The sequence below is a fragment of the Bacteroides sp. An279 genome, from assembly GCF_002159615.1.
Lineage (GTDB): Bacteria > Bacteroidota > Bacteroidia > Bacteroidales > Bacteroidaceae > Phocaeicola > Phocaeicola intestinalis.
Genome location: NZ_NFJA01000016.1, coordinates 29,635 through 54,949, shown reverse-complemented (window position 1 = coordinate 54,949; position 25,315 = coordinate 29,635). Strand labels below are relative to the sequence as shown.

14 protein-coding genes are annotated in these 25,315 nt (G+C 42.6%); 4 read left to right on the top strand and 10 right to left on the bottom strand.

Features of this window, described 5'->3' with window-relative positions:
- Window positions 1-242 precede the first annotated feature (242 nt).
- The 9 genes from B5F78_RS04810 to B5F78_RS04770 all read right to left on the bottom strand — a co-directional run bounded on the left by B5F78_RS04810 (window position 243) and on the right by B5F78_RS04770 (window position 11,715).
- On the bottom strand, window positions 243-1,283 hold the full coding sequence (locus B5F78_RS04810) for a glycosyltransferase family 2 protein (RefSeq protein WP_087406165.1): 1,041 nt from the start codon (window positions 1,281-1,283) through the stop codon (window positions 243-245).
- A 76-nt stretch (window positions 1,284-1,359) separates the two neighbouring features.
- Window positions 1,360-2,379, bottom strand: a complete 1,020-nt coding sequence (locus tag B5F78_RS04805) for a glycosyltransferase family 2 protein (protein ID WP_087406164.1) — start codon at window positions 2,377-2,379, stop codon at window positions 1,360-1,362.
- Between the two features lie 345 nt (window positions 2,380-2,724).
- Window positions 2,725-3,285 carry a serine O-acetyltransferase gene (locus tag B5F78_RS04800; protein ID WP_087406163.1) on the bottom strand — a complete coding sequence of 187 codons (561 nt, stop codon included), beginning with the start codon at window positions 3,283-3,285 and terminating at the stop codon, window positions 2,725-2,727.
- A gap of 46 nt (window positions 3,286-3,331) precedes the next feature.
- Window positions 3,332-4,870: a lipopolysaccharide biosynthesis protein gene (locus B5F78_RS04795; RefSeq protein ID WP_087406162.1), complete on the bottom strand. Its 1,539-nt coding sequence runs from the start codon at window positions 4,868-4,870 to the stop codon at window positions 3,332-3,334.
- 20 nt (window positions 4,871-4,890) lie between these two features.
- Window positions 4,891-5,859, bottom strand: coding sequence for a glycosyltransferase family 2 protein (locus tag B5F78_RS04790; protein ID WP_239473408.1), 969 nt, complete (start codon window positions 5,857-5,859; stop codon window positions 4,891-4,893).
- Window positions 5,831-8,245: a GumC family protein gene (locus B5F78_RS04785; protein ID WP_087406161.1), complete on the bottom strand. Its 2,415-nt coding sequence runs from the start codon at window positions 8,243-8,245 to the stop codon at window positions 5,831-5,833. Before B5F78_RS04785 ends, B5F78_RS04790 begins: the two co-directional genes overlap by 29 nt.
- 48 nt (window positions 8,246-8,293) lie before the next feature.
- Window positions 8,294-9,088: a polysaccharide biosynthesis/export family protein gene (locus tag B5F78_RS04780; RefSeq protein ID WP_087406160.1), complete on the bottom strand. Its 795-nt coding sequence runs from the start codon at window positions 9,086-9,088 to the stop codon at window positions 8,294-8,296.
- 30 nt (window positions 9,089-9,118) lie between these two features.
- On the bottom strand, window positions 9,119-10,120 hold the full coding sequence (locus tag B5F78_RS04775) for a transcriptional regulator (RefSeq protein WP_140400035.1): 1,002 nt from the start codon (window positions 10,118-10,120) through the stop codon (window positions 9,119-9,121).
- Window positions 10,121-10,518: 398 nt separating this feature from the next.
- Window positions 10,519-11,715, bottom strand: a complete 1,197-nt coding sequence (locus B5F78_RS04770) for a tyrosine-type recombinase/integrase (RefSeq protein WP_087406158.1) — start codon at window positions 11,713-11,715, stop codon at window positions 10,519-10,521.
- Between the two features lie 155 nt (window positions 11,716-11,870).
- Here B5F78_RS04770 and uvrA point away from each other — a divergent pair, with 155 nt between their 5' ends.
- The 4 genes from uvrA (at window position 11,871) to purT (ending at window position 22,968) form a co-directional block, all read left to right on the top strand.
- Window positions 11,871-14,651, top strand: coding sequence for an excinuclease ABC subunit UvrA (uvrA, locus tag B5F78_RS04765; RefSeq protein WP_162608489.1), 2,781 nt, complete (start codon window positions 11,871-11,873; stop codon window positions 14,649-14,651).
- A 127-nt stretch (window positions 14,652-14,778) separates the two neighbouring features.
- Window positions 14,779-17,343: a xylan 1,4-beta-xylosidase gene (gene xyl3A, locus B5F78_RS04760; protein ID WP_239473358.1), complete on the top strand. Its 2,565-nt coding sequence runs from the start codon at window positions 14,779-14,781 to the stop codon at window positions 17,341-17,343.
- Between the two features lie 95 nt (window positions 17,344-17,438).
- Window positions 17,439-21,683 carry a hybrid sensor histidine kinase/response regulator transcription factor gene (locus tag B5F78_RS04755; protein ID WP_087406156.1) on the top strand — a complete coding sequence of 1,415 codons (4,245 nt, stop codon included), beginning with the start codon at window positions 17,439-17,441 and terminating at the stop codon, window positions 21,681-21,683.
- Window positions 21,684-21,798: 115 nt separating this feature from the next.
- A complete protein-coding gene (gene purT, locus B5F78_RS04750) occupies window positions 21,799-22,968 on the top strand; it encodes a formate-dependent phosphoribosylglycinamide formyltransferase (protein ID WP_022039361.1) in 1,170 nt (389 codons plus the stop codon).
- A gap of 118 nt (window positions 22,969-23,086) precedes the next feature.
- Here purT and ccsA read toward each other — a convergent pair whose 3' ends face one another.
- Window positions 23,087-25,297: a cytochrome c biogenesis protein CcsA gene (gene ccsA / locus B5F78_RS17995; protein WP_087406155.1), complete on the bottom strand. Its 2,211-nt coding sequence runs from the start codon at window positions 25,295-25,297 to the stop codon at window positions 23,087-23,089.
- Between the last annotated feature and the right edge of the window lie 18 nt (window positions 25,298-25,315).

The window sequence follows — 25,315 nt, the reverse complement described above, 5'->3', positions numbered from 1 at the left end:
TTATTGTTTGGTACCTTTAAAGATATAACATTTTTCCAATTGACCGGCTGATTTGAGATCTGAAGATGCTTATAACATTATTCTTGAATCAATTCAAAACAGTTTCTTACAAAATCAACAAAACTCTGATTTAAAATACAATCGATACATTTTTCTTATAATAAGACTCTACGTTGTATGCCAGAATTTGTTGCACCGCTTATACTTCTGCATATTAAACATCCACTAAAAATAATTCACTTTCATAACAAAACCAGATTTTTAATTCTTTTTCTCAATATACCAGCAAATCTTATCCATATAAATACCCATAGGAGGCTCTTATCTGATAAAAAACGACAAAAAATGAAATATTTGTGTATTCCCCACCAAATTGTTGGAACATAATACTTGTCTATTAACTTTTTTTGTGCCCTCACATCTGTAAGTATCGTCACATAATTTTTGTGATTCATATTTTTGCATGCCTTGAATAGAGGCACTAAAATTCTATGGAATACAATGCATCTCAATCGTTCATCAGGTATATTCTTTAAAAATCCACACTGCAGCAGTACCTTTAATCTTTCATACAAAGATTTTGAAAGGTATATCCATTCTTCAGAAGAATGAAACCTACGAACTAAAGAATCATTATTTCGCTGTATATAATGATAGGCCGCCGAAGATATTAACCGAACCTCTTTCACATAAAAAAGATAGGTCCACAAAAATAACACATCCTCTGCTATGGACAATTTTTCATCAAAATAAATCTGGTATTTCTTGATAAGTTGCACATTATAAAGTTTAGCAACAGGAGAGCTTCCTGGAATTAGCAAAGCAACATAAAAAGAATATTTATTTTTATAATCAACATCCAATACGGTGCAAAGATTAACTGACTTGCCTTTCTTATTTTCTTTATCAACCAATACTTTTTGAACTAAAAGAGTATTTTCGTTCAAGGAATCATCCATAAATGCAGACAAATAGTTTGTATCTACCCAATCGTCACTATCCACAAAACAAACCCATGGTGCCTGTGCATACTTCATACCTAAATTACGTGCTGCACTCACTCCTCGATTAAGCGTATGAAAGACCTTGATACGGGTATCCAAATCAGTATATTCATCACAAATCATTCCTGAACCATCTATACTTCCATCATCTACCAACAACAGTTCAAAATCAGTAAAACTCTGATCCAAAACACTATCAATACATTTTCTTAAATAAGGCTCAACGTTATATACCGGAATAATTACCGATATAGCAGGCTTCGTCACGTTACTATTCATTACAAACACTTAAATATTGATTATCAATACTTTAAAATCTATTCAATATAATTTGGCAAAATATGTTATAGGATTTTTATCCCAACACTCCTCGCAGCCTTTTCAGCCACAGATACCACTTGATAGTCAGCAAAATGAAACAGAAAGGAAATTTAAATAACAAAGTCAGAATTTTATATTTCAAGTTACATGGTCCACTTTTGTAAGGGAACAAGGATACAAATGTTTTTTGGGCTTGGGATAGTAGTCGAATTTTATCCGATTGACTAACTTGTTTGCTCTTAGCCAACGATAGGGCATAACCATATAGATTGTCCACACTATATGTAAACGGAATGATATGAATTCCAGCTTGATACTGCCTGAGGATGTATGTATATTTCTCTTGAAGAATAAACAACAGATCCTCAAGATCCTTTAATAACTTGCATTGGGTTGAGAGACTTCCGTCAGAACGAATCTTATAAATATATGTTTTTTCATAAACAGCAGCCATATAACGTGCTGTAGTAGCTATTTGGAATGAAAACAATATATCTTCTTGCAACAGCCCCTCTTTGAAAAATAGGTTGTTTTGCAACAGATATGCTTTTCTATATAAGTGATTCCATGGCATCACATACCATTTACCTGCAATGTAATCCTGCAATATATTCTCATTTCCTTTCACGCAAGAAGCGCAAGTCAAAAAATCAGGATTATTACCCTTACTGTTTGTTCCAAGTATTTTAAAGTTTCCTATCACAAAATCCACATCTGGATATTTTTCTATTTTAGCAACCAGTAATTCTATGCAGTTTGGAATTATTTCGTCATCAGAATCCAGAAAGTAAATCCAATCAGCCGTAGCCACCTCTATACCCGTATTGCGCGCAGCTGACACACCACGATTATACACATGGCTCACTACTTTAACCTCATAACGCTTTTGCAATTCCTCAATCCAAGGTTTTGCCTCTTCCATGGAATTATCAGGAGTTGCATCATTTACCAAAATAATTTCCAATTCAGAATATGTCTGATTTAACACACTCCGCAAACAATCTGCAATATAATCAGATACATTATAAATAGGAATTACAATTGATACTTTCATCTAAATCATTAAACATTATCATTAATGTCTCGTTAAAATAGGACAAGTTTAACAATTAATCAAATAGCCCCAGAATCAGGGGAATCACATAGATATTTGACATCATTGAAGCAACAATTTAGTAAGCACTCAATTTAGGGCATCCCTCTTTGAAAGGGCACTTTTCAGTGCCCTAAAACGAGTTTTTTGTTAATTAATTAGCTTTGAATTTAGCTGAGTCCACTTGAGAAAGTCATTCTTGACAGAAATTAACGCCCTACAGGTGCTTCTAAGAGGGGATAAAAATGAGAAAAGGGACTTTTTCAAGTAGACTCAGTAATAAACATTGAAGACATCCCAAATGATTTATCCACGTATCAGTGGTTCATTAGGATTCTTTCTTGATAGTATTTTGGCAGGAACACCACCAACAGTACAAAATTCTGTATCTATATCCTTCAAAACTAAAGCTCCAGCCCCAATAGTTACATTATTACATATATGGATTCCACCTAACACCTTACTTCCTAAACACATTGTAACATTATCTCCGATAGTTGGCACTTTATTCTTTGCATGCCCTATATTGCAACTCGCAGATATACCAAAATTCTTACCAATTGTTGCTCCACCATTAATTATGATGTTAAACCCATGCCATATACATAGTCCGGGGCCTATACAATTAAGGGGAATTTCACAACACCTTTTGGCACATCTTCTTTCATAGCTATAACGAAATAGACGTGAAAAAATCCTTTTAATGATATTTTTTCCTCTGGTGTTGTATATGTATTCCGCAAAACGCAAATGGATTTCCAATTTCCAAATATCATCGCCCAACAAACTAGGAAATGATTTTTTTACACCTAACGCTTTTTTATCACATTCCAAATAATACTTCAAATCTGACAGATTTTTTATCATTGCGTTTTTATTTAAACTTATAAGACAACTATTTACTTAATCTTAGTTAACGCCAAATCACTACTAACATCCTCTTAATAATATCTCGTGCTGCCTTATCGCAGCAACAGAACATACCCAAACTTATCAAAATGTAACTTCCAACTGTAATCAAAACAGAAAACGTCCATTTTCCAAAACTTAAACTTACCGTAGTCACATAAGCACCAACTAGCCATTTACAAAGCAACCAAGCTATCGCTATTAGGCACAACATTTTCGTATACCGCCACACATATTCCCCAACACTTTCCTTAAAACCATATCGATACAAGAAATAAGGTTTCCAGCCAACCACCATCACCAACAAACTAATCAATACACCAGAGAGAATACCTGTCAATCCATAAAAATAGCCCAATCCAACGGATAAGCCTAAATTCAATAACGTTTCGACTACTGGTGCCCCAATATCCTGAAAAATACCGTAAGCACTAATAAAGACCTCGTTTGTACGGGAAAGCTGGATAAAAGTAATACCTATCAACAGGATATATGCCGACTGTGGAAGTACATATTCCGCACCCACCCACAACGTAATGAATGAATGTCCTAACATATACAGTCCAAAACAGGCCACCGAAGCCAACCATAAGCGAAATACTGTCAGCTCCCAAAACACAGACCTGATACGCTCTTTATTGCCTTCTGCCACCAAATTACCCACACCGGACCAAATACCATTGAGCAACGCACCCATCAGTTGAGTGATACCATTAATAATCAACAGATAGTTTCCATACACCGCCACCAAAGTTAGCGAAGCGTATGCATAGATAATAAGCGGACTGGTCTGTGTCAAAACATAGGTGGCTATTTGATGGAAAAATATCTGCTTTGTTTTGGTGATAATGCTCGGATAGTGTTTCTGCAAGTCTGCCCCTTTACAGATCGCAGTCTGAAGCCAAGGATACACTTTCCTGACACAGCGGTCTAATACATAAGAGGAAAGGACAGCCATCAGCAATTCCAAGACTAACCACCACACATAACCGTGACTAAGGAAACGGACAGCCAGGATTTGCAGAATAACTTTGATGATGCGGACACTTTGAGTACTATAGGTAAGCCGGTATTGCTGCTGGTCTGCCGCAAGAACAATCTGACGGTAATTAACAAAATAGCCCAACAGCGAAGACACCAGCAAAACAGCAAAAGAACCGTAAGCATAGCCCAATGGCACCTGCGCCTTGGCAAAAATCCAAGGGAAAAAAAACATCAATACGCAAGCTCCAGCCAAGACCATATAAGCGACCCGCCGGTAGAGCCAACCCTGGATGGAAACAATTTCGTTGACGACTTGACGATTGCCCTCAAACAAGGGCTTATACAAATTATATGCCACTGCACTGCCAATGCCCAACTCAGCCAAGTTGAGAAACCCTAACAGATTCTGAGCCGTAGTGTTCAAGCCTAACACTTCGCTTCCCAAATAATCCAAAAAGATTTTACGGGAAAAGAACTGCAGCAGCAGGTTGAGGAAATAGAACAAGAGGGCAACCCAGGCATTCCGCAAGCTTTTGGCTGTCCGTGAATTGACAGGCATAAACAACTAACAGGATTTTATTACAACAGAGCCGAGTACGGACGAAATCGTCTCAATACCAGACTACTGAAACAGAATCTTTTCAGCCGGAATATATCACCGGACAAAACGAAATAGGGCCAATCCATCCAACTGAATTTTGTGAACGACATGTATAAAGCCTCCCATATTTTGATATTGTCCGTTTCTTTCCGTACCCTTCTGAGCACTTTCAGGTCAATATTTTCTCTCAGCAGTTTCATAGTTTCAGGACTCAGGTTCCTTTCCAGAAACAACCAGCGGGCTTTTTTTGTACTATCTGCCTGCACCTGATTTTCCGACCGTGTAATTTGTGTTGCAGAAAATCTATACATCAACAATTTTTCCGGAATATTATAAAAATCACCATAAGGAGCCAGATCCATCCAAAACTTATAATCCTCTGCACAAGGATAATCTGCATCATAACGAAGATGATATTTATCCAATATACTTTTACGCATCATAACAGCCGAATGTGCAAAACCTATTACTATAATCAAAATTTTCCGGAAAACATCCGGAGATGAAAAACATATATAACCGGCTCTAGCACGCTTTACTCTTTTTGGATCCCCAAAGAAACTAATATCCGTTCCACAAACAATAATATTCGGCGATTTTTCCATCACCTCCACCTGCTTTTCAAACCGTGTAGGCAATGAAATGTCATCCGCATCCATGCGGGCAATGTATTTACCCCGACATAAGTCAATGCCTCGGTTCAGCGTATAGACCAAGCCCTGATTGCCCTCGTTCTCGTAGTAACGAATTCGGTCATCGCGAACAGAGAGGATACGCTCACGTGTTGCATCTGTGGAACCATCGTTGATAACTACCAGTTCAAAGTGGGTATAAGTCTGAGCCAAAATGCTCTGGATAGCCTCAACAACAGTATCTTGTGCATTGTAAACCGGCAACAGGACACTGACTAAAGGCTTGTCATTTCTCGTTTCCGTATCCATATCCATAACCGTATTTTTTACCATAGCCGTATTTGCTATACTTTCCATAGCTATAATAATATCCGTTCTTACGCTTACTCATATCAATGCCATTGATAAGTACACACAGATTGGGCAGTTTCTTTTCCTGCTCTAACTCATTTATCAATTCGAAATCGTTTTTATGGGTATAACCGGCACGACATACGTACACACTCAAATCCGCTACACGGGCTATCAAACGAGTATCGGTTACCATGCCAATAGGAGCAGTATCAAGAATAACATAATCGAAATGTTGCTTCAAAAGGTCTATGGCTTGCTCTAACGATTTCCGAGCAACCAATTCGGTAGGATTGGGCGGAACAGCACCGCTCGGCAAGACATAGAGATTGGGCGAAACTGCCGTAGGCTGGCAAAGCGAAAGTAAATCGACCGATGAAGGAGAAGCCAAGAATTGAGTCATACCCGGAAGCTTACCCGAAAGACCGAAAATGTGATTCAGTTTCGGTTTGCGGATATCCATACCTACCACAACCGTCCGGCGGTCCATAAAAGCGAAACTGACAGCAAGGTTAGCGGCATTGAAACTCTTGCCTTCCCCCTGAACAGTAGATGTAAACAGAATCACTTTCTGCCCTTCCTGCAACATATACTGAATATTGGTCCGCACATTGCGGAACACTTCTTCCATCAAACCGTTCTCATTTTCCTTGATAACGACCGAATCAGTCTTCACATTATCAACTAACGGCACATCACCGATGACAGATACATTGGTAATCCGTTCCACATCCACACGGCTTTCTATCTTAAACCGTAACAAACGAACCAAATAAATACCCATAATAGGGAAAAACAATCCTAAAACTAAAGCTACAAAATAAATATTCAATGTATTCGGAGCCACCAAACCGCTTCGACGAGGTTCTTCGATGATACGTCCGTTATTGGCTGTAGCCGCTAGAGTTATGGCGTTTTCCTCACGTTTCTGCAACAACATCAGGTAAAGATTCGCCTTGATTTCCTGCTGGCGGGTAATACTGATAAGCTCCCGTTCCTGTTGCGGCGCACGGTTGATACGGCTTTGATACTTACCAGCTTGAAGGTCAAGGCTATTACGGGTAATCTGTAATCCTTTTTCTACATTTTCTACGGTCGTAAGTACCGTGTTTCGGGTAACCGCTATCGATGCGTCCAGATTAATCAGCATCGGATTATTTTCGTTAGAGCTACGAAGCAAACGTTTCCGTTCAACCAATAATTCATTGTACTGGGCTATCACATTCACCAACGCTCCGTCGGCCAACCCGACATTGGCTGGAATCACTTCGTAACGATTTTTAGGGTCATCAATATAGCTACGCAAAAAAGCGATAAGACGCAACTGATTGGTATTCTCGGCACGCTGTTTATCATATTCCGAACTTTCCTGCAACGCTAACTGGGCATCCGCACTCAGGTCTGTCAGTCCAGCCCGTTGCTTGTATTCAGCCAACTCACTTTCAGTAGAGCCTAACTCGGCATTAATGATGCGAATACGCTCATCAATAAATTGTGCCGTACGGGTAGCCACCTGATTCTTGTCTTCATTCGCCTCGTTATTATATTGGGTAACAAGCATACGGAGGAAATCTACCCCCCTACGTACACTGACATCTTCACAAGTCAACTTGACAATTGAAGTAAAATCCCCTACCGGCTCAGCCGTTAAATGCATTTTATACTTGTCTGCCGCAACAGAAGGTGATTCGATTGTAGCCGATAAAAACAAGGGGGAATTCAATCGCTTAGACACCGAATCTGTTCTCCACGAAAGATTCAGCGTACCTACAGGAGTAATAAATACGGCAGGCAACTTATCAAACGACTTTTCTAAAGAACAGGTTTCCTTACCTATCTGATAATGAAGTGCTGCATTCACTTTCCCTTGAGGCAAACACTCCATCTGTATCTGCAAAGCAGAAGGCAATCGGTCGGCTTCTTCAGGTGCCATCCAAACCTGTATAGGAGACGTTTGATACATTACCGGATCATAACCAAAACCTCCGTCTTCCGCATAATCGATATACAGCCCCAACGTAGTTACCACCTTTTTTATCAAGGTATATGACTGCAAAATCTCTAATTCATTTTCGAAATCGTTTGCTACAGAAAAAGAGCCAAAATCCTGAATAGAAGAAGCGAATGCAGAAGAACCCGATTTCGAATGATCGGCCTGCTTAATCAAAACCGTAGAACTTACACTATATACCGGCTCACAATAACGGAGGTAAATATACGCCCCCACGATAAAACAAACCAAAACTCCTACGATAACGGGCCAATAAAGAAGGTATTCGAAAAATATGGCTTTATAATCTACGCGTTTCCCTTCTTCTTGGTAAAAATCACTATATATATTTTCTTTCATAAGCAACTGTTTCTAAACAATTTCATGAGCTTTACAAAAGTATCGGTATTAATTAGTAATCACCATAATCAACGAGACAACTGTAGTAACCAAACTCAACATCGTAATCCATGCCGATGCATTTCCGGTAAATGTATTCGAATGGACTTTCGCCGGAGTAGGTTTCACATAAACCACATCATTTTGCTGCAGATAATAATAAGGAGAAAGGGCAATATTTGCTTCGGTCAAGTCCAGATGAATTACTTTACGCCTGCCTTGACCGTCTTCCCGAAGCAAATGAACGTCTTTACGGTCAGAAAAAAGCGTCATATCACCAGCTTCTGCCAAAGCCTGGAATATGGTAATCTTCTCATCATCCACCCGGTAAGTACCAGGACGGGCCACTTCCCCCAATACACTTACCTTATAGCTGGAAGAACGCACCGTAACATTGGGCACCTCATTCAGGTAAGCCTGCAATTTCTCACGAATGACCGCTTCACATTCACGAGTACTGAGTCCTGCTACGGATATCATACCTAATACCGGGAAATCAATATACCCTTCATTATCGACCAAATAGTCTAGTAACTTCGCATTATCCATCCCCTGTCCAATACCATTCTGCCCTTTAGTCATTCCGATTTTACGATAGAAAGGGGCTGATGCTTCGGGAGTTGTAGTACTTACTGTAATGGTCAACTCATCTTTAGGCATAATCCGATACTCGAAAAGAGAATATTTTTGCTTGACCGTATCAAGTATTTCGTCATTGCGTAAATACACCGAATCTTGATAAGAAGCACAATTACTCAACAACAAAATGACAAAAAGTAAAAACACATGTTTGATGAAATTCATAACTTATGATATTTATAATTTAAAGAAGATTCATTCATTCTTCAAAAATAAGAAAGGATAACAAACAGACAAATCCTGCCTCTCTGATACAATGCGTTGCTTTACATCAGCCGGTACTTCCAGATTTTCTGTCAATGCAGCTAATATCCGGTTAGCCTCCTGACATACAGACCAAATATCTTTTAATCGGCCCAGCTGAGAATTTGCATAATCAGAATGGAAATACAAACCTATCGTTTTCAGTATCAAACAGGCTACATCCATGGCATCCATATAATTTCCAGCATTCATCCAACGGTATGCTTCTGCTATCCAGCGATGAAGTCCATTTGCCATTACTATTACATCCAATTGGTTTTCAGGCTGGAAAAAATATTGCTTTATATTTTCACGCCAACAATCTGATGCATTTGCGGAGGAAGAAACGCTCATATTCTGTTCCTTCCTCCGCAACTGGGCATAAGTCTCTATATTCTCGAATGTCTCTTTATGGATACCACTGATAGCTACGGTAATATCGCCTACAGAAGTAACCAGGCACTTGTCGCGCGATATGCGGACTATATATCCTTCGAAACCGCTCAGAACTCCCGATGTAACCCGGACCAACGGATGACCTGTAGAATAATAACTTAAAGCATGAGGCATAAAACGGATACGGTTCTCATCCATTTGAGATACCTGAATGAAAGCCTGCATGACACGGTCGGGAATGACTGCCGTCCGATGAGTAGAACAATCGTTCATCAGATAAAGAGCCGGATCGATTTCGTGCAACATACGTTGGATGTCACAATTGTCGCCTTGTACAAAAAGCAAGCCTGAAATGGTAGGACGTTCTTCCTTTTTTACACGATTCTTGACTTGCTTATACACAATGCTCTTGTGTATAAACGTGTTAAACCTTTCTTTCAACTTTTCGTTCACCCGTTCCACCTTGGTATGATGAACAAAAAGATAGCACCATGTAACGATTGTACCGTTTGCTGAAGGCATAAATTCTCCCTTCCGGATTGACAGGTCGGTCTTCAATCCGTTCTCTACTTGCCCCTGGCATTAGAAAGAGTATCTGAACTATACAGTGACATCGATACCTCTATCTAAATATGTTCTGATTGGCATCCTCCTTCAAGCTCGAAAGAGGATGATTCCTTACTTCCGATGAACCCAAACAAAACTTTACACATAATAATATCTCTAATTTTATCTGTCTCTTAACAAGAGACGGACATTCATACCATTATAATATATAAATAAGGTATATAATATAAAAAGGTGTATTTTTTATCGGGCGGATTTCTATTTGCTTTTTTTATTCTACATATAAAATTAAATTACCAAAAATTCGTTATTTCATATCTTTTGTTTACATTTGCAGGCACAATCCGTCTCTTGTTAAGAGAACGGACATCCACTGAGCAGATGCCCTGCTACAAATCCCTTAATATTAACCGGTTTGCATGGTCAATAACTGCATTGTCCAACGAAGCCAAATAAATTTGCGTTGTGTTTTCAGAACTATGTCCCATCCCTTCACTGATTACAGCAAGAGGAATATGCTTGCTTTTGGCAACACTTGCCCAAGAATGGCGGGCTACGTACATGGTAAGCCTGATGGGAAGGCACGCCTGTAAAGAAACCTTTTTCAGATTATGATTTACCGCATGAAGCGCATTTTGATACTGTTTTCGCTCGTTTGCCTTTTCCTTGATTATCGGCAAAAGATAATCTGAATATGGCAAAGTATACTTGTCTACAATTTCCTGCATACATCTTTCCCATTTGATGAAAAGCAGTTGCCCGGTTTTCCGCCGCCGATATGTCAAGACACCATTCTGCAAATCTTTCTTTTTCAGATAAGCAATATCGACAAAAGACATGCCACGCGTATAAAAGCTAAACAAAAACATATCGCGGGCAAAATCCAAAGACGGATGAAGTGACAAATCCAATTGTTTGATACATTTTATAAACTTCAAAGGCAATGCACGCTTCAAAGTCTTTTCCACTCCCGTATAAACATACCGGAAAGGATAACACTGCCTGGCCAGCCCTTTCGCTACAGCCCGGTTATAAGTGGCACGCAAAATACGCATATAGAAAGAAACAGTATTCAATGATAATCCCCTGCCTTTTAAATGGCTTTCATACAACTCCATCAAATCCGAATCGATTTCATCCAGCCGGATATCGACTCCTTTCCTGAAACACATAAAATTACGGTATGCCATCGTATATGTTTCCGAAGTGCGTACCTTGCCCAACTCTTTCAGATGCACGATGACCTCTTCCATAAATCTTTCAAAAGAACCGGCGTATTCCCAAGCACGAAACCGAACCAGCACATCATCGGTAGTATAAATGCCTTGCCGGTCAAGACTGGCCACAATCTGAAACAACTGCTCCCGGTCTGTCTTTATACGACGGGCAACAGCCAACAACAACCTTCTTCTGGCTGAATCTGCCTTTTCCAACACCACCATTTCCGCCAGTTCATCCCACTCGGAAATCCACACCTTATAACCACTATCTATCTGACGGACGATACGATTATGAATCACTTGATACACCAGACTGCCTTCCATACCTTTCCCAGAAACCATAAGTTTGATTTTAATTGATGTCATTTGCTTTAACTTTAAAGTTACTTCTTAAATAAAACAGAATAAACGTACCACTATCTTGATTCAAAAATAGTTTCTTACTCAAATCTGTACGTTTCTTGCAATTATTTCATAGATTTTACCTAATTTTGTCCAGATAAACTTACGAAATCATTAGCATGTCTGAAACCAACTACATATCCATCAAAGGCGCCAGGGTGAATAACCTGAAAAACATCGACGTTAACATTCCGCGCAACAAGCTGGTAGTCATTACCGGTTTGTCGGGGTCGGGCAAGTCCTCACTTGCCTTCGACACGTTATATGCCGAAGGACAACGCCGTTACGTGGAAAGCCTTTCTGCATACGCCCGCCAATTCTTAGGGCGGATGAGCAAACCGGAATGTGATTTTATCAAAGGTATTCCTCCCGCCATTGCCATCGAACAGAAAGTCATCAGCCGCAACCCGCGCTCTACAGTAGGGACCTCTACTGAGATTTATGAATACTTACGCTTGCTTTTTGCCCGCATCGGAAAAACCTATTCGCCCATAAGCGGACAACTGGTGAAAAAGGATAGTCCAGAAGATATCGTGAACTGTATGCTCTCGTATCCTCAGGGTACACGCTATACAGTACTTACCCCCATTCTTCCCCGAGAAGGGCGCAATATGGCAGAGCAAATAGAGACGGATATGAAAGAAGGATTCACCCGTCTGGAAGTGAACGGAAAGACCATACGTATCGAAGAATACCAGTATAATCCCAAAGATACGGTTTACCTGCTGGTAGACCGTATGAGCTGTGACAACAGCAAAGATGCCATCAGCCGCCTGACCGACTCTGCCGAAACGGCTATGTACGAAGGCGACGGTGCATGCTTGCTCCGTTTTTATCAACCCGACGGTTCGACCAGCCTGTACCGCTTCAGTACCAAATTCGAAGCAGACGGCATCAAGTTTGAGGAACCAAGTGACCAGATGTTTTCTTTCAACTCTCCACTAGGGGCCTGTCCGACATGCGAAGGGTTCGGTAAAATCATTGGAATTGATGAACGCCTGGTCATTCCCAACCGCTCATTGAGCGTATATGATGGAGCTGTGATGTGCTGGCGAGGGGAAAAAATGAGTGAATGGCTGCAAGCATTCTTACGGGAAGCCCCAGAACACGATTTTCCCATATTTGCTCCCTACTATGAACTGACTCAAGCACAGAAAGACTATCTGTGGCATGGTCCGCGGGACAAAGTATGCATTGACTCTTTCTTCAGCATGCTGGAAGAGAATCAATACAAAATCCAATACCGCGTAATGCTTGCCCGCTATCGGGGAAAAACCACTTGCCCCGAATGCCACGGAAGCCGACTGAAGAAAGAAGCCCTTTACGTAAAAGTAGGAGGATATAACATTGCCGATCTAGTGGAAATGCCTGTCAGCAAGCTGAAAGAATTCTTCCGGAACCTGAAGCTAAACGAACACGATACACAGATAGCCAAAAGACTGTTGAGCGAAATCAACAGCCGCCTGACATTTCTGGAAGACGTAGGACTAGGCTATCTCACTTTAAACCGCCTGAGCAACTCGCTTTCGGGAGGAGAAAGCCAGCGTATCAACCTTGCCACTTCGCTAGGAAGCAGTCTGGTAGGCTCGCTCTATATCCTAGACGAACCAAGTATCGGACTACACAGCCGTGACACAGCAAAGCTGATTAAAGTGTTACGCCAACTCCAACAATTAGGCAACACCGTAGTGGTCGTAGAACACGATGAAGAAATCATCCGTGCAGCCGACTATATCATCGACATAGGTCCGAAAGCCGGACGGCTGGGAGGCGAAATCGTTTATTCAGGTGACCTGAAAGACCTGAAACGTGGAAGCAAAAGTTATACCGTAAGGTATCTGTTGGGTGAAGAAACCATCGAACGCCCCTTGCAACATCGCGCCTGGAACAATTACATCGAAATAAAAGGAGCACGTGAAAATAACCTGAAAGGGATTGATGTCCGTTTTCCGCTCAATGTCATGACGGTAGTAACAGGGGTCAGCGGTTCTGGTAAAAGTACGCTAGTGCGCGACATTTTCTATAAAGCCTTGAAACGGGAATACAGTGAAATAAGCGAACGCCCTGGCGAATTCGTATCATTGGAGGGTGACACATCAATGGTCAACGACATAGAATTTGTAGACCAGAACCCTATAGGCAAATCATCGCGCAGCAATCCTGTCACCTATGTGAAGGCATACGATGAAATACGAAAACTATTTGCCGACCAACCTCTTGCCAAGCAAATGGGATATACAGCCGGTTACTTCTCCTTCAATACTGACGGCGGACGCTGCGAGGAATGTAAAGGTGAAGGTACCGTCACCGTCGAAATGCAGTTTATGGCTGATTTGGTATTGGAATGCGAATCATGTCACGGAAAAAGATTCAAAAAAGAAATACTGGAAGTATATTATGAAGGAAAGAATATCTATGAGGTGCTGGAAATGACAGTCAACCAAGCCATTGAATTCTTTGATACACACGGACAAAAAAAGATTGTCAAGAAACTGCTTCCTCTTCAGGATGTAGGACTCGGATACATCAAATTGGGACAATCTTCCTCCACATTATCCGGAGGAGAGAACCAGCGTGTAAAACTTGCTTATTTCTTAAGCATAGAAAAATCGCAACCCACCATTTTCGTATTTGACGAGCCTACTACCGGACTGCATTTTCACGACATCAAGAAATTACTGGAAGCTTTTGACGCACTGATAGAACGAGGACACACCGTGGTTATCATCGAACACAACATGGATGTAATCAAATGTGCCGACTATATCATCGACCTGGGACCGGAAGGAGGAGAACAGGGAGGAAACATTGTAGTATGCGGTACACCAGAAGAAGTGGCGGCATGCGGGGCTTCATATACGGGACAATTCTTGAAAGAGAAACTACTCAATGAAAAATAAGAACCAAAGAATGAGGCTGTACGACACATTCCTTTATTCTTCATTTTTCATTAACAACAACAAAGGGTTAGTGTAATATTTAATGCTATTTGAAAACATGAAAAACAAAATGAAACAATGGGTGTGCATGGCAACATTTATCGCCGCACTTCCCATAATGGGACAAAAATATCCTTATCAGGACCAGACATTAACAGCCGAACAACGGGCAACCGATCTTGTCACCCGGCTGACACTGGAAGAGAAAGTCGCTTTGATGCAAAATGCCTCACCCGCCATTCCGCGCTTGGGCATTAAGGCTTATGACTGGTGGAATGAAGCTTTACATGGAGTGGGACGGGCAGGCACAGCCACCGTTTTTCCTCAAGCCATCGGCATGGCAGCTTCATTTGACGACAATCTGTTATACCAAGTCTTTACTGCCATATCGGAGGAAGCGCGGGCCAAATATGTAAAAGCACGAGAACAGGGAGAGCTGAAACGTTACCAAGGATTGACTTTTTGGACTCCAAACGTCAACATATTCAGAGACCCACGCTGGGGACGCGGACAAGAAACTTATGGAGAAGACCCTTATCTTACTTCACAAATGGGAATGGCTGTAGTGAGAGGCTTACAGGGTCCTGAAAACGCAAAATATAACAAGCTGCACGCCTGTGCCAAACACTTTGCCGTACATTCCGGACCAGAATGGAACCGGCATGAATTCAATGCAGAAAACATATCCCCGCGCGACTTATGGGAAACATATCTGCCCGCTTTCAAAGATTTGGTACAAAAAGCCCATGTCAAAGAGGTGATGTGTGCCTATAACCGGTTGGAAGGCGAACCCTGCTGCGGAAACAACCGTCTGCTAACCCAAATTCTACGGAATGAATGGGGATACCAGGGAATCATTGTATCCGACTGTGGAGCCATCAGCGACTTTTGGCGCAAAGGCGACCATGAAACACATCCCGATAAAGCACATGCCAGTGCTGGAGCCGTATTAAGTGGCACAGACCTGGAATGTGGGAACAATTATGCCTCTTTACCTGATGCCGTCCGTTCCGGCCTCATCAGTGAAGAACAGATAAATACTTCTGTAAAACGCTTGCTGAAAGCCCGTTTCGAATTGGGAGAAATGGACCAGAATGTATGTTGGGACAGTATTCCTTATTCGGTTGTCGACAGTGAAAAGCACAAAGCATTGGCCTTACAAATGGCACGTGAAAGCCTTGTATTGCTCCAAAACCGGAATAATGTCTTACCTTTAAAAAAAGACTTGAAAATTGCCCTTATCGGTCCCAATGCAGCAGATTCAGTCATGCACTGGGGCAATTACAACGGTTACCCTTCCCATACAGAGACCTTATATGAAGCAATGAAGAAACGTCTTCCCGCTGAACAACTGATTTACGATGCCGGCTGCGACCGTACAACTTCTGTTACACTGGAAAGCGTATTCAGCCAATGCTCCCTACAAGGAAAACAAGGATTCAAATCTACTTATTGGAACAACATCCGACAGGAAGGAACTCCTGCGGCAATAGTACAAACCACTACTCCGTTCCATTTTACGACTTTAGGTGCAACTGTATTTGCACCGGGAGTAAACATTACCGATTTTTCGGCACGCTATGAATCCGTATTCACAGCAGACAAGACAGAAAATATAGGTTTTCATTTCCAGACACAAGGCATCATACGCTTGTCGGTCAACGGCAAAGAAGTAGCCTCAGGCAAATATCTTCAAAATAATGCCAATCTTTATACCCTAAAAGCTGAAGCAGGAAAATCATACGATATCCGAATTGATTTCATCTTCAACAGCAAAGACCGTGCGGCTCAGCTGGATTTCGATATGGGACGAAATATCCCTGTAAACCTGCAGGCATCAGTAGAAAAAGTGAAAAATGCCGATGTAATTGTCTTTGCCGGTGGTATCTCTCCCACTTTGGAAGGAGAAGAAATGCCGGTCAATGTAGAAGGTTTCAAAGGTGGAGACCGTACCACCATCGAACTGCCTGCCATCCAAAGACAAATGATCCGAGAATTGAAAAAGCTTGGCAAACCTATTGTTTTCATCAATTTTTCAGGCTCTGCAATGGGGCTTGCTCCTGAAAGTGAAATCTGTGACGGTATCCTTCAGGCTTGGTATCCAGGACAAGCCGGAGGAACAGCCATCGCCGATGTCCTGCTAGGCGAATATAACCCTTCGGGCAAATTACCGATAACGTTCTATACCCGTACAGAGCAACTGCCCGACTTCGAAGATTATTCGATGAAAGGACGTACCTACCGTTATATGACCGAAGCTCCGTTGTTTTGTTTCGGACATGGACTTAGCTATACTCAGTTCGTTTATGGGAAAGCACGGATAAGCAGTCCGACATTCAGCAAAGGCAATACTTTGACACTGACTGTCCCTGTCACCAACAATGGGAATAAAGACGGAGAAGAAGTGGTACAAATATACCTGCGCCGTCCGGGAGACACCGATGCTCCTTCGCATACCCTACGCGCATTTCAACGTGTATATATTCCGAAAGGTGAAACCAAAGAAGTTGTCTTGACGCTTTCAGATGACAATTTCTTATGGTTCGATACTCAAACCAATGCGATGAATCTGATAGAAGGAAATTACGAACTTCTATATGGAGGAACATCGGACATCGACTCTCTGCACAAGATTCAGGTTAAAGTTTTATAACAACTCAAATGAACAGATGACAGCCAGCGGAGGAAAGTAATTTCCAATGCACACAATCCACTGGCTATCATTCATTATGACTATCATTTATACTTATGCTAAAAAAGATTCTATATACCGGTTTGTTTTACTGTTTTGTTGTAGCGGAAGCTTTTGCGCAAATTTCCGTTCTCTATTCAACTGATAATCAAATATCGAGTAGCCTTATCAACGACATCTATCAAGACAGAAGCGGGTTTATTTGGATATCAACAGAATATGGACTCAACCGTTTTGACGGAAACAAATTCAACACCTACAGACATCAGGACAATGATACTACCTCGCTAAATAATGACTACGTGCATCTGACTTTCGAAGACAGCAAAGGAAATATCTGGGTAGGCACTATGGGAGGACTGGTAAAATACAACCGGAACACCGATTCTTTCACAAACATACCGCTATATAAAGAAGAACGACAGATTTATACAGATGTAACCCACATCATCGAAGACCGAGAAGGCACTTTATGGGCATCGACTTCAGGAGAAGGTTTATTCCGTATTCATCCCGAAAAAGAACAGGGAGAATGCATCATGGCCATCAACCAATTAGGATTCCGGCATCTGAGCACAATACTGGATGACGGGAAAGGCAACTTATGGATTGGCGCAGAAAATGATGGACTTATCTGTTACAATATAATCAAAGAAACCATAAAGACATTCAAGACTCCTCTTATCAGCGAAAATAATATATCCAGCCTGGCTAAAGACCCGTACGGAAATATTTATATCGGCACTCTGACCGGCGGACTGAATATTTATAACAACTCGACCCGGAAATTCAGACAAATTCCCTATCAAGACAGATACAACCTGCCCGTAAAAGCTCTGACTTATGCCAACGGACAACTTTATATCGGTACTGATGGAGAAGGACTGAAAGTATATACGACGGAAAAACATGAAATAACAGACAAAGAATTAGAGGATACACAGTTCAATCTGAAAAACAAAAAGATACATACCATCCTTTTTGACCGTAACAATGACCTATGGTTAGGATTATTCCAGCAGGGAGTAGCTTTCATCCCGATGAGACATAATCCATTCCAATACCATGGATTCAAATCCATGCACGGAAGTCCTTTCGGCAAACAATGCGTCATGTCGATATTCCAAGACAATAAAAAGAATTTGCTTGTCGGGACCGACAACGACGGACTATACATCCTGGACAACCATTTTCATACGCTCCAACACCTGACACCGGACAAAGGACCGCATAGCGTAGCAAATACCATACTGAGCATATTCCAAGACTCGGACAATACGATATGGTTAGGCTCCTATACAAAAGGCGTTGCCCAACTAAATCCAAGCATGAATTCATGCACTTTCATACCCGAACTATATAACGAGCGGGTATTTGCCATTACCGAAGACCACGACCGGCACCTGTACTTCAGTTCATACGGCAACGGACTGTTTGTCTATCATAAAGAAACAAAACAGTTCACACAGTACAAGTCAACAGAAAAGAGTACATCTGCACATAGTTATGACGAATTGCCAAACAATTGGATTAACAGCCTCTATTGCGACAGTGAAGGACTGGTTTGGATTGGACACTTCAAAGGAGTGACTTGTTTCAACCCTAAAACTAAAAGTTTCATAAACTTCACACAAAAGAACTATATCCTGCAAGGATGTATCGGATATACCCTTACAGAAGACCATATGGGAAACATTTGGGCAGGTACCTCAAAGGGACTGTACAAATTCGATAAAAAAAACAAAAAACTGAAACGTTATTCCCAACAAGAAGGACTCAGCAACAACATCATATGCGGCATTTGCGAAGATAAACTGGGAAATATATGGGTAAGTACATTCAACGGCATCAACCGGCTTGACCAAAAAACGCAAACTTTTACAGTCTATCACTCTGGAGACGGACTGCAAGGCAACGAATTTACACGAGGCTCTTATTTCCACTCATCCGATGGTACCATCCATTTTGGCGGTATCAACGGAATCACCAGTTTCGTACCTGAACAAATCATCAACGAGCGTACTGTTCCACCCGTAGTCATCACAGATTTCAAGGTGTCCGGACAGTCTGTCAACACCAACACCTTATCGGGAGGACACCCCATCATCAATACTGCTGTAACGGATGCCAACCGTTTCAAGTTGAACTATACCGACAATACGTTCAGCATTTCGTTCTCTACCTTACAATTTGCACAGGCGGGACAGGTTATTTACAAATACCGCATCCATGAGCTGGATAAAGAATGGCAAACGACTGCACCCGGAACCAACTTTGTCACCTACAACAACTTGGCTTCCGGGAAATATACCTTCGAAGTCTATGCCATCGACCATGGATACCATTCGAACATAAAGACAATAAGCATTCTCATCACACCTCCCTGGTTCCAGTCATGGTGGGCATACTTGTTATATAGTGCATTGATTGTACTTATCGTGCTTGCCTTTATCGGCTATGCCCGCACACAGCTCAAACAACGGAAAGAAATGGTAGAACGCAAACATACAGAAGAAATCAATGAAGCCAAACTACAGTTCTTTATCAATATCTCACACGAAATACGCACACCGCTTACACTCATCATCAATCCGATGGAAAAGTTAATAGCCAACTGTGACAATCCGGAGTTAAATAAAACCTATTTAATGATCTATCGTAACTCGATACGCATCTTGCGGCTGATAAACCAACTGATGGACATACGCAAAATAGATAAAGGACAAATGAGTCTGAAATTCCGCGAAACAGACCTCGTCGGCTTCATCAATGATGTCGTCAACACATTCGGCTATCTGGCACAAAACAAACACATCACATTTACCTTTCATCATAACGATGAACGGCTTAAAGCATGGATAGATCTGAACAACTTCGACAAAGTACTGATGAATCTACTTTCAAATGCCTTCAAATATACTCCCGAAGGAGGAAGTGTAGACATTACCCTCACCGTAGGAGAAGATGCAGCTGCACCTGCTCCTCTAAAAAAATACATTGAGATAACAGTTTCTGATACAGGCATAGGATTGGATGATGCACAAATAGAACGTATCTTCGAACGGTTCTATCAGATAAACAATGACATTACCCGCAATCAGGCAGGTACTGGCGTAGGACTTCATCTGACCCGTTCGCTCGTAGAACTTCACCATGGAACTATCACTGCCTGCAATCGCACTGATTGCCAGGGCAGCAAGTTCATCGTACGCATTCCTCAAGGCAGTAATCATTTGAAGATGGAAGAACTGGATATCTCGCACAACAATCTTAATCTGAAAACCTTCAAACAGAACAAAGAAAAACAATATATCGGAAAGAATGACTCTGAAACATCTGAACCAGAAGCAGGAACAAAGAAAGCGAAAACGAAATGCAATCTTCACGTTCTAATAGTTGATGATGAAAAAGAAATACGCGAATATCTATGCAACGAATTGTCTGACGAATACAAAGTAGATACGTGCAGCAACGGATCCGAAGCATACGATTTCTTGCTAAACCATCCGGTAGACCTGCTCATCAGCGATGTAATGATGCCCGAAATGGATGGTATCACATTGTGCAAAAAGGTACGGTCGAATACGAATATCAACCACATCCCTATCATTCTGCTTACAGCCAAAGGAAGGAATGAAGAACAAGCGGAAGGCATCGAAACCGGAGCTGACAGCTACATCGTCAAACCTTTCAGCATCGAAGTGTTGCGGAGCACCATTACCAATCTGATAGAAACACGACGTTTACTGAAAAACAAATTCAGCGGAGCTCAAGAACAAAATGACAAGATGCAGGAAGTAAAAGTTCCATCATCCGATGAAATGCTGATGAGCCGCATTATGAAAATCATTAACGACAACTTAGCAGAGCCATCACTCAGCGTAGAAATGCTTGCCAACAGCATTGGTTTAAGCCGTGTCCATCTGTATCGGAAACTGAAAGAACTTACCAATCTTTCTACACGCGATTTCATTCGCAACATCCGTATGCAGCAGGCAGCCAAATTGCTGAAAGAGAAGAAACTGTCTATCTCGGATGTTGCCTATGCTGTAGGTTATAGCAACTTGTCTCATTTCTCGAATACTTTTAAAGATTTGTTTGGACAAACACCTAAAGAGTACATGCAGGCATTCCGTGATTTACCAGCAGAAGAGGAAGAAGAAAATGTAGACAACGAACTTTCAGAACCAGACGAAACCCAATCCGAACAGCCACAAAATGAACCGGATGAAAATGAAAATGATAAAAATAATGAAACATCATCTCAAAGCCAGACAGCCACACCAGAAGAAAGTGCATGACGCGATAACTAAGTCGGATACTCCATGAAAAGAATTGATACTGTTTTTTCATAGTTTCCATGCAAGCAAAGCAAAATTTGTGTTATCTTTGTCCACATAGAAAAAAGTTAATCGTATGACGAAGAAAATATTGTTGCTGGGTTCCGGCGAATTAGGAAAAGAGTTTGTGATTGCTGCCCAACGTTTGGGACAGTACATCATTGCGTGTGATTCGTATGCAGGAGCTCCTGCCATGCAGGTGGCAGATGCTTGTGAAGTATTCAATATGCTGGATGGCGATGCGCTCGACCGTGTAGTTGAAAAATATCATCCGGACATTATTGTGCCTGAGATTGAAGCCATCCGTACCGAACGGTTGTACCATTTGGAGAAAGAAGGCATTCAGGTGGTGCCCAGTGCGCGTGCCGTAAACTTTACGATGAACCGCAAGGCGATACGCGACCTTGCCGCAAAAGAATTAGGATTAAAGACCGCGAAATATTTCTATGCCAAATCATTCGACGAATTGAAGGAAGCGGCAGAAAAAATCGGTTTCCCCTGTGTCATCAAACCCTTGATGTCCTCATCGGGCAAAGGCCAGTCGGTAGCGAAAGGTCCGGAAGACCTGGAACACGCATGGCATTACGGTTGCGAAGGAAGCCGGGGCGATATCAAGGAACTGATAATCGAAGAGTTCATCCAGTTTGACAGTGAAATCACCTTGCTCACGGTGACGCAGAAGAACGGCCCTACCCTGTTCTGCCCGCCTATCGGACATGTACAGAAAGGCGGGGACTACCGCGAGAGCTTCCAGCCTGCACACATCGCTCCCGAACATCTTGCCGAAGCGCAACGCATGGCAGCAAAAGTAACCGAAGCATTGACCGGCTATGGTATTTGGGGAGTAGAGTTTTTCTTGAGTCACGAAAACGGCGTGTACTTCTCCGAACTTTCTCCACGTCCGCACGATACGGGTATGGTAACTTTGGCAAATACCCAGAACCTGAACGAATTTGAATTGCATTTATACGCTGTGCTGGGATTACCTATCCCAGGCATTACACAAGAGCATATCGGTGCCAGTGCCGTCATTCTTTCGCCCATAGCCAGCAAGGAAGCTCCGCGTTATCGGGGTGAAGAACTGGTCTGCTCACAACCCGATACGTACTTACGCATCTTCGGCAAACCGTTTACGAAGCTGAACCGCCGTATGGGCGTAGTGGTTTGCTACGACAAACCGGACGGCGACCTCGATGCCTTGCGCGACAAGTGCAAGTCGCTGGCTGCCAAGGTGGAAGTATATTGATATTGAATCCCCATCATACAAGACAATCTTTTATAGCAACAGAGGCCGGTGCTCGCGCATCAGCCTCTGTTTTCATTCTCAACAGAATGACAAGTAAAAACAAATGATGCTTTCTTTTTTAAGCATAGCTATGTATGCCGCCTAAGATGAAATTGACGCCAAAATAAGTAATCAATACGCTCAAAAACGCGACAACGGCAAACCAGTGAAAGAACATAGGCCGACGGAATGCGGGGAGCGACGAAGCATGCAAGGCTGCCGCATATATAAATAAGGTGATAAGCGCCCAAGTCTCTTTCGGGTCCCATCCCCAATAACGCCCCCATGAAACATTCGCCCACACGGCACCGATGAAAATGCCGAGCGCCAGGCAGAACACCGCCGGATAAAGAATAAGCCGGCTCATGACTTGCAGCCGGACAACGGCATCCTGATAATCCTTATGAATATAGCGCAACACAATTGCCATAATGCCGTTCAGCATGATAAATGCGGTAAGCGAATAGGCAATCATAATGGTCACCACATGAAGGCTAAGCAAGGGCGATGCCAATACCGGCATCAGTTGGGTAATAGGCGGATTTGCCTCGCCCAGCATCGCCACCAGCAATGCCAGCCCGCACAGCATATAGCCGAAAGCAATGACGGATTCGGACTTGCGGTAGAAAATAAAAGTGAGCAAGGTGGCGCACAATGCCAGAAACTGCATCGTCTCGTAGCCGTTCGACAGCGGGAGGTGTCCGCTGACGAATCCCCTCAGGCCGATAAGCGACAAGAGATAAACCGCAATGATACCCAATGCGGCAAGCAAAAAGACATTCACACGGGTCTTGCCGCATACCGGACGGTTCATCCGCCGGCAATAGAAAATAAAGGAAAGAATGCCGACGGTAAGGCAAGCCATCGCCAAAGACCGGGTATAGTCCAAACAGTTGTATAGTTTTTCTGCCCGGAAACAGGTGTCGGAGGGAAGCACTTCACCCGCAGTCTTTTGTTGGTATTTCCGTATCTTCCCCGTAAGTTCGAGTATGGCAGCATCGTTTTTCTTCATCACCTGTTCACTCAGCAATCCCAGACTCTTGCGGACGAACAGCCATTGCTCGTCGGGCAAGTCTTGAGGCAAGTCGTCTACGGGAGCGAACCAGCCTGTCCGGTTATGCTCCATCCGGCACGGATAGATTTTCAGGATGCTGCCCGTAGCGGTCATGCTAATCAGGTTGAACTTCTCGTTCGCCTCGTTCCATTCACGTTTGTATTGGGAACTGCCCGTTCCATTCTCTTTCAGCTTATACCCTTCCGTTCCGAAAAAATCGTTCAGGCAGGCATAATCCCCCTCGATACCCAGCCGACGTTGCACTTCCTTGCTTTTAATGCGGATGACAGGCTCGGCTTTCCAGTCATCGTAATAAAAGAACCAGCCCGTAAACACCTGTTCGGCAGTCAGTCCTTTGTAGGTCGTTTTGCCGTAAAGCTTTACGGTAAAGTCTTTCGCCAAGGTCTGCAAGGGACAGATGCGGTCGTGGTAATAGATGTAGAGATTGCCTACCACGGATGCTGCCTCACGGGATAAGTGCTTGGGTTGTCCCGAAGCCATGCCAGCGACGGATGAAAACAGCGCGATACCTAACAGAACGGTTTTATTACGCAACGCGGGATGACGGAGAAGCCGGCGGAACATGCTGTCTTTCTGAAAAAAGAAGCCCAAGACAGAGAGCAGCAATAAAGCATATCCGGTATAGGTAATGCCGATGCCCCACGGGTCGTAAGACACCGCAAGGGTAGTTCCTTGCCCGTCCTTGTCGTATGCCGACTGGTAGAAACGGTAATGGCGATAGGTGAATATCCGGTTCATCGACACTTCTCCCTCTGCCTGCATTCCGTTATCCTCAATTCGGATGCGGCTGGTAAAGTCCATGGGCGCAAAGCTTCCTTTGTAATAGTCGATGCGGAAATCGTGCAGCCGCACATCGAAAGGAAGCGGCTCTTCCTCCGTTCCTGAAGTGACGAAAGCCGAAACAGGCGTATCGTTCATCCGCAAATGGATGCTTCCTTGCTTTCCGCAAAGGCGCGTGGTGAGCGCTCCTGCCAGGATAACCAGAAACGCGATGTGCAGCAGGAACGTAAAAAAATCCCGTTGTATCCTCCGGCTTATCAGGTAAACCAAAGCGCATACCGCCAGGATTCCCCACAGTATGGTAAAGAACGGAGAGCCATAGATAGCCGTCCAAGCCGTACCGGTTCCTTGCAGTTTTTCTACAACGGTGGCGGCCATCATCAGCAAGACGAGCAGTCCTGCGCTCCCGAAAGCAATGCGTTTTATCAGTTTCATTTGTTTTTTATTAGGTGA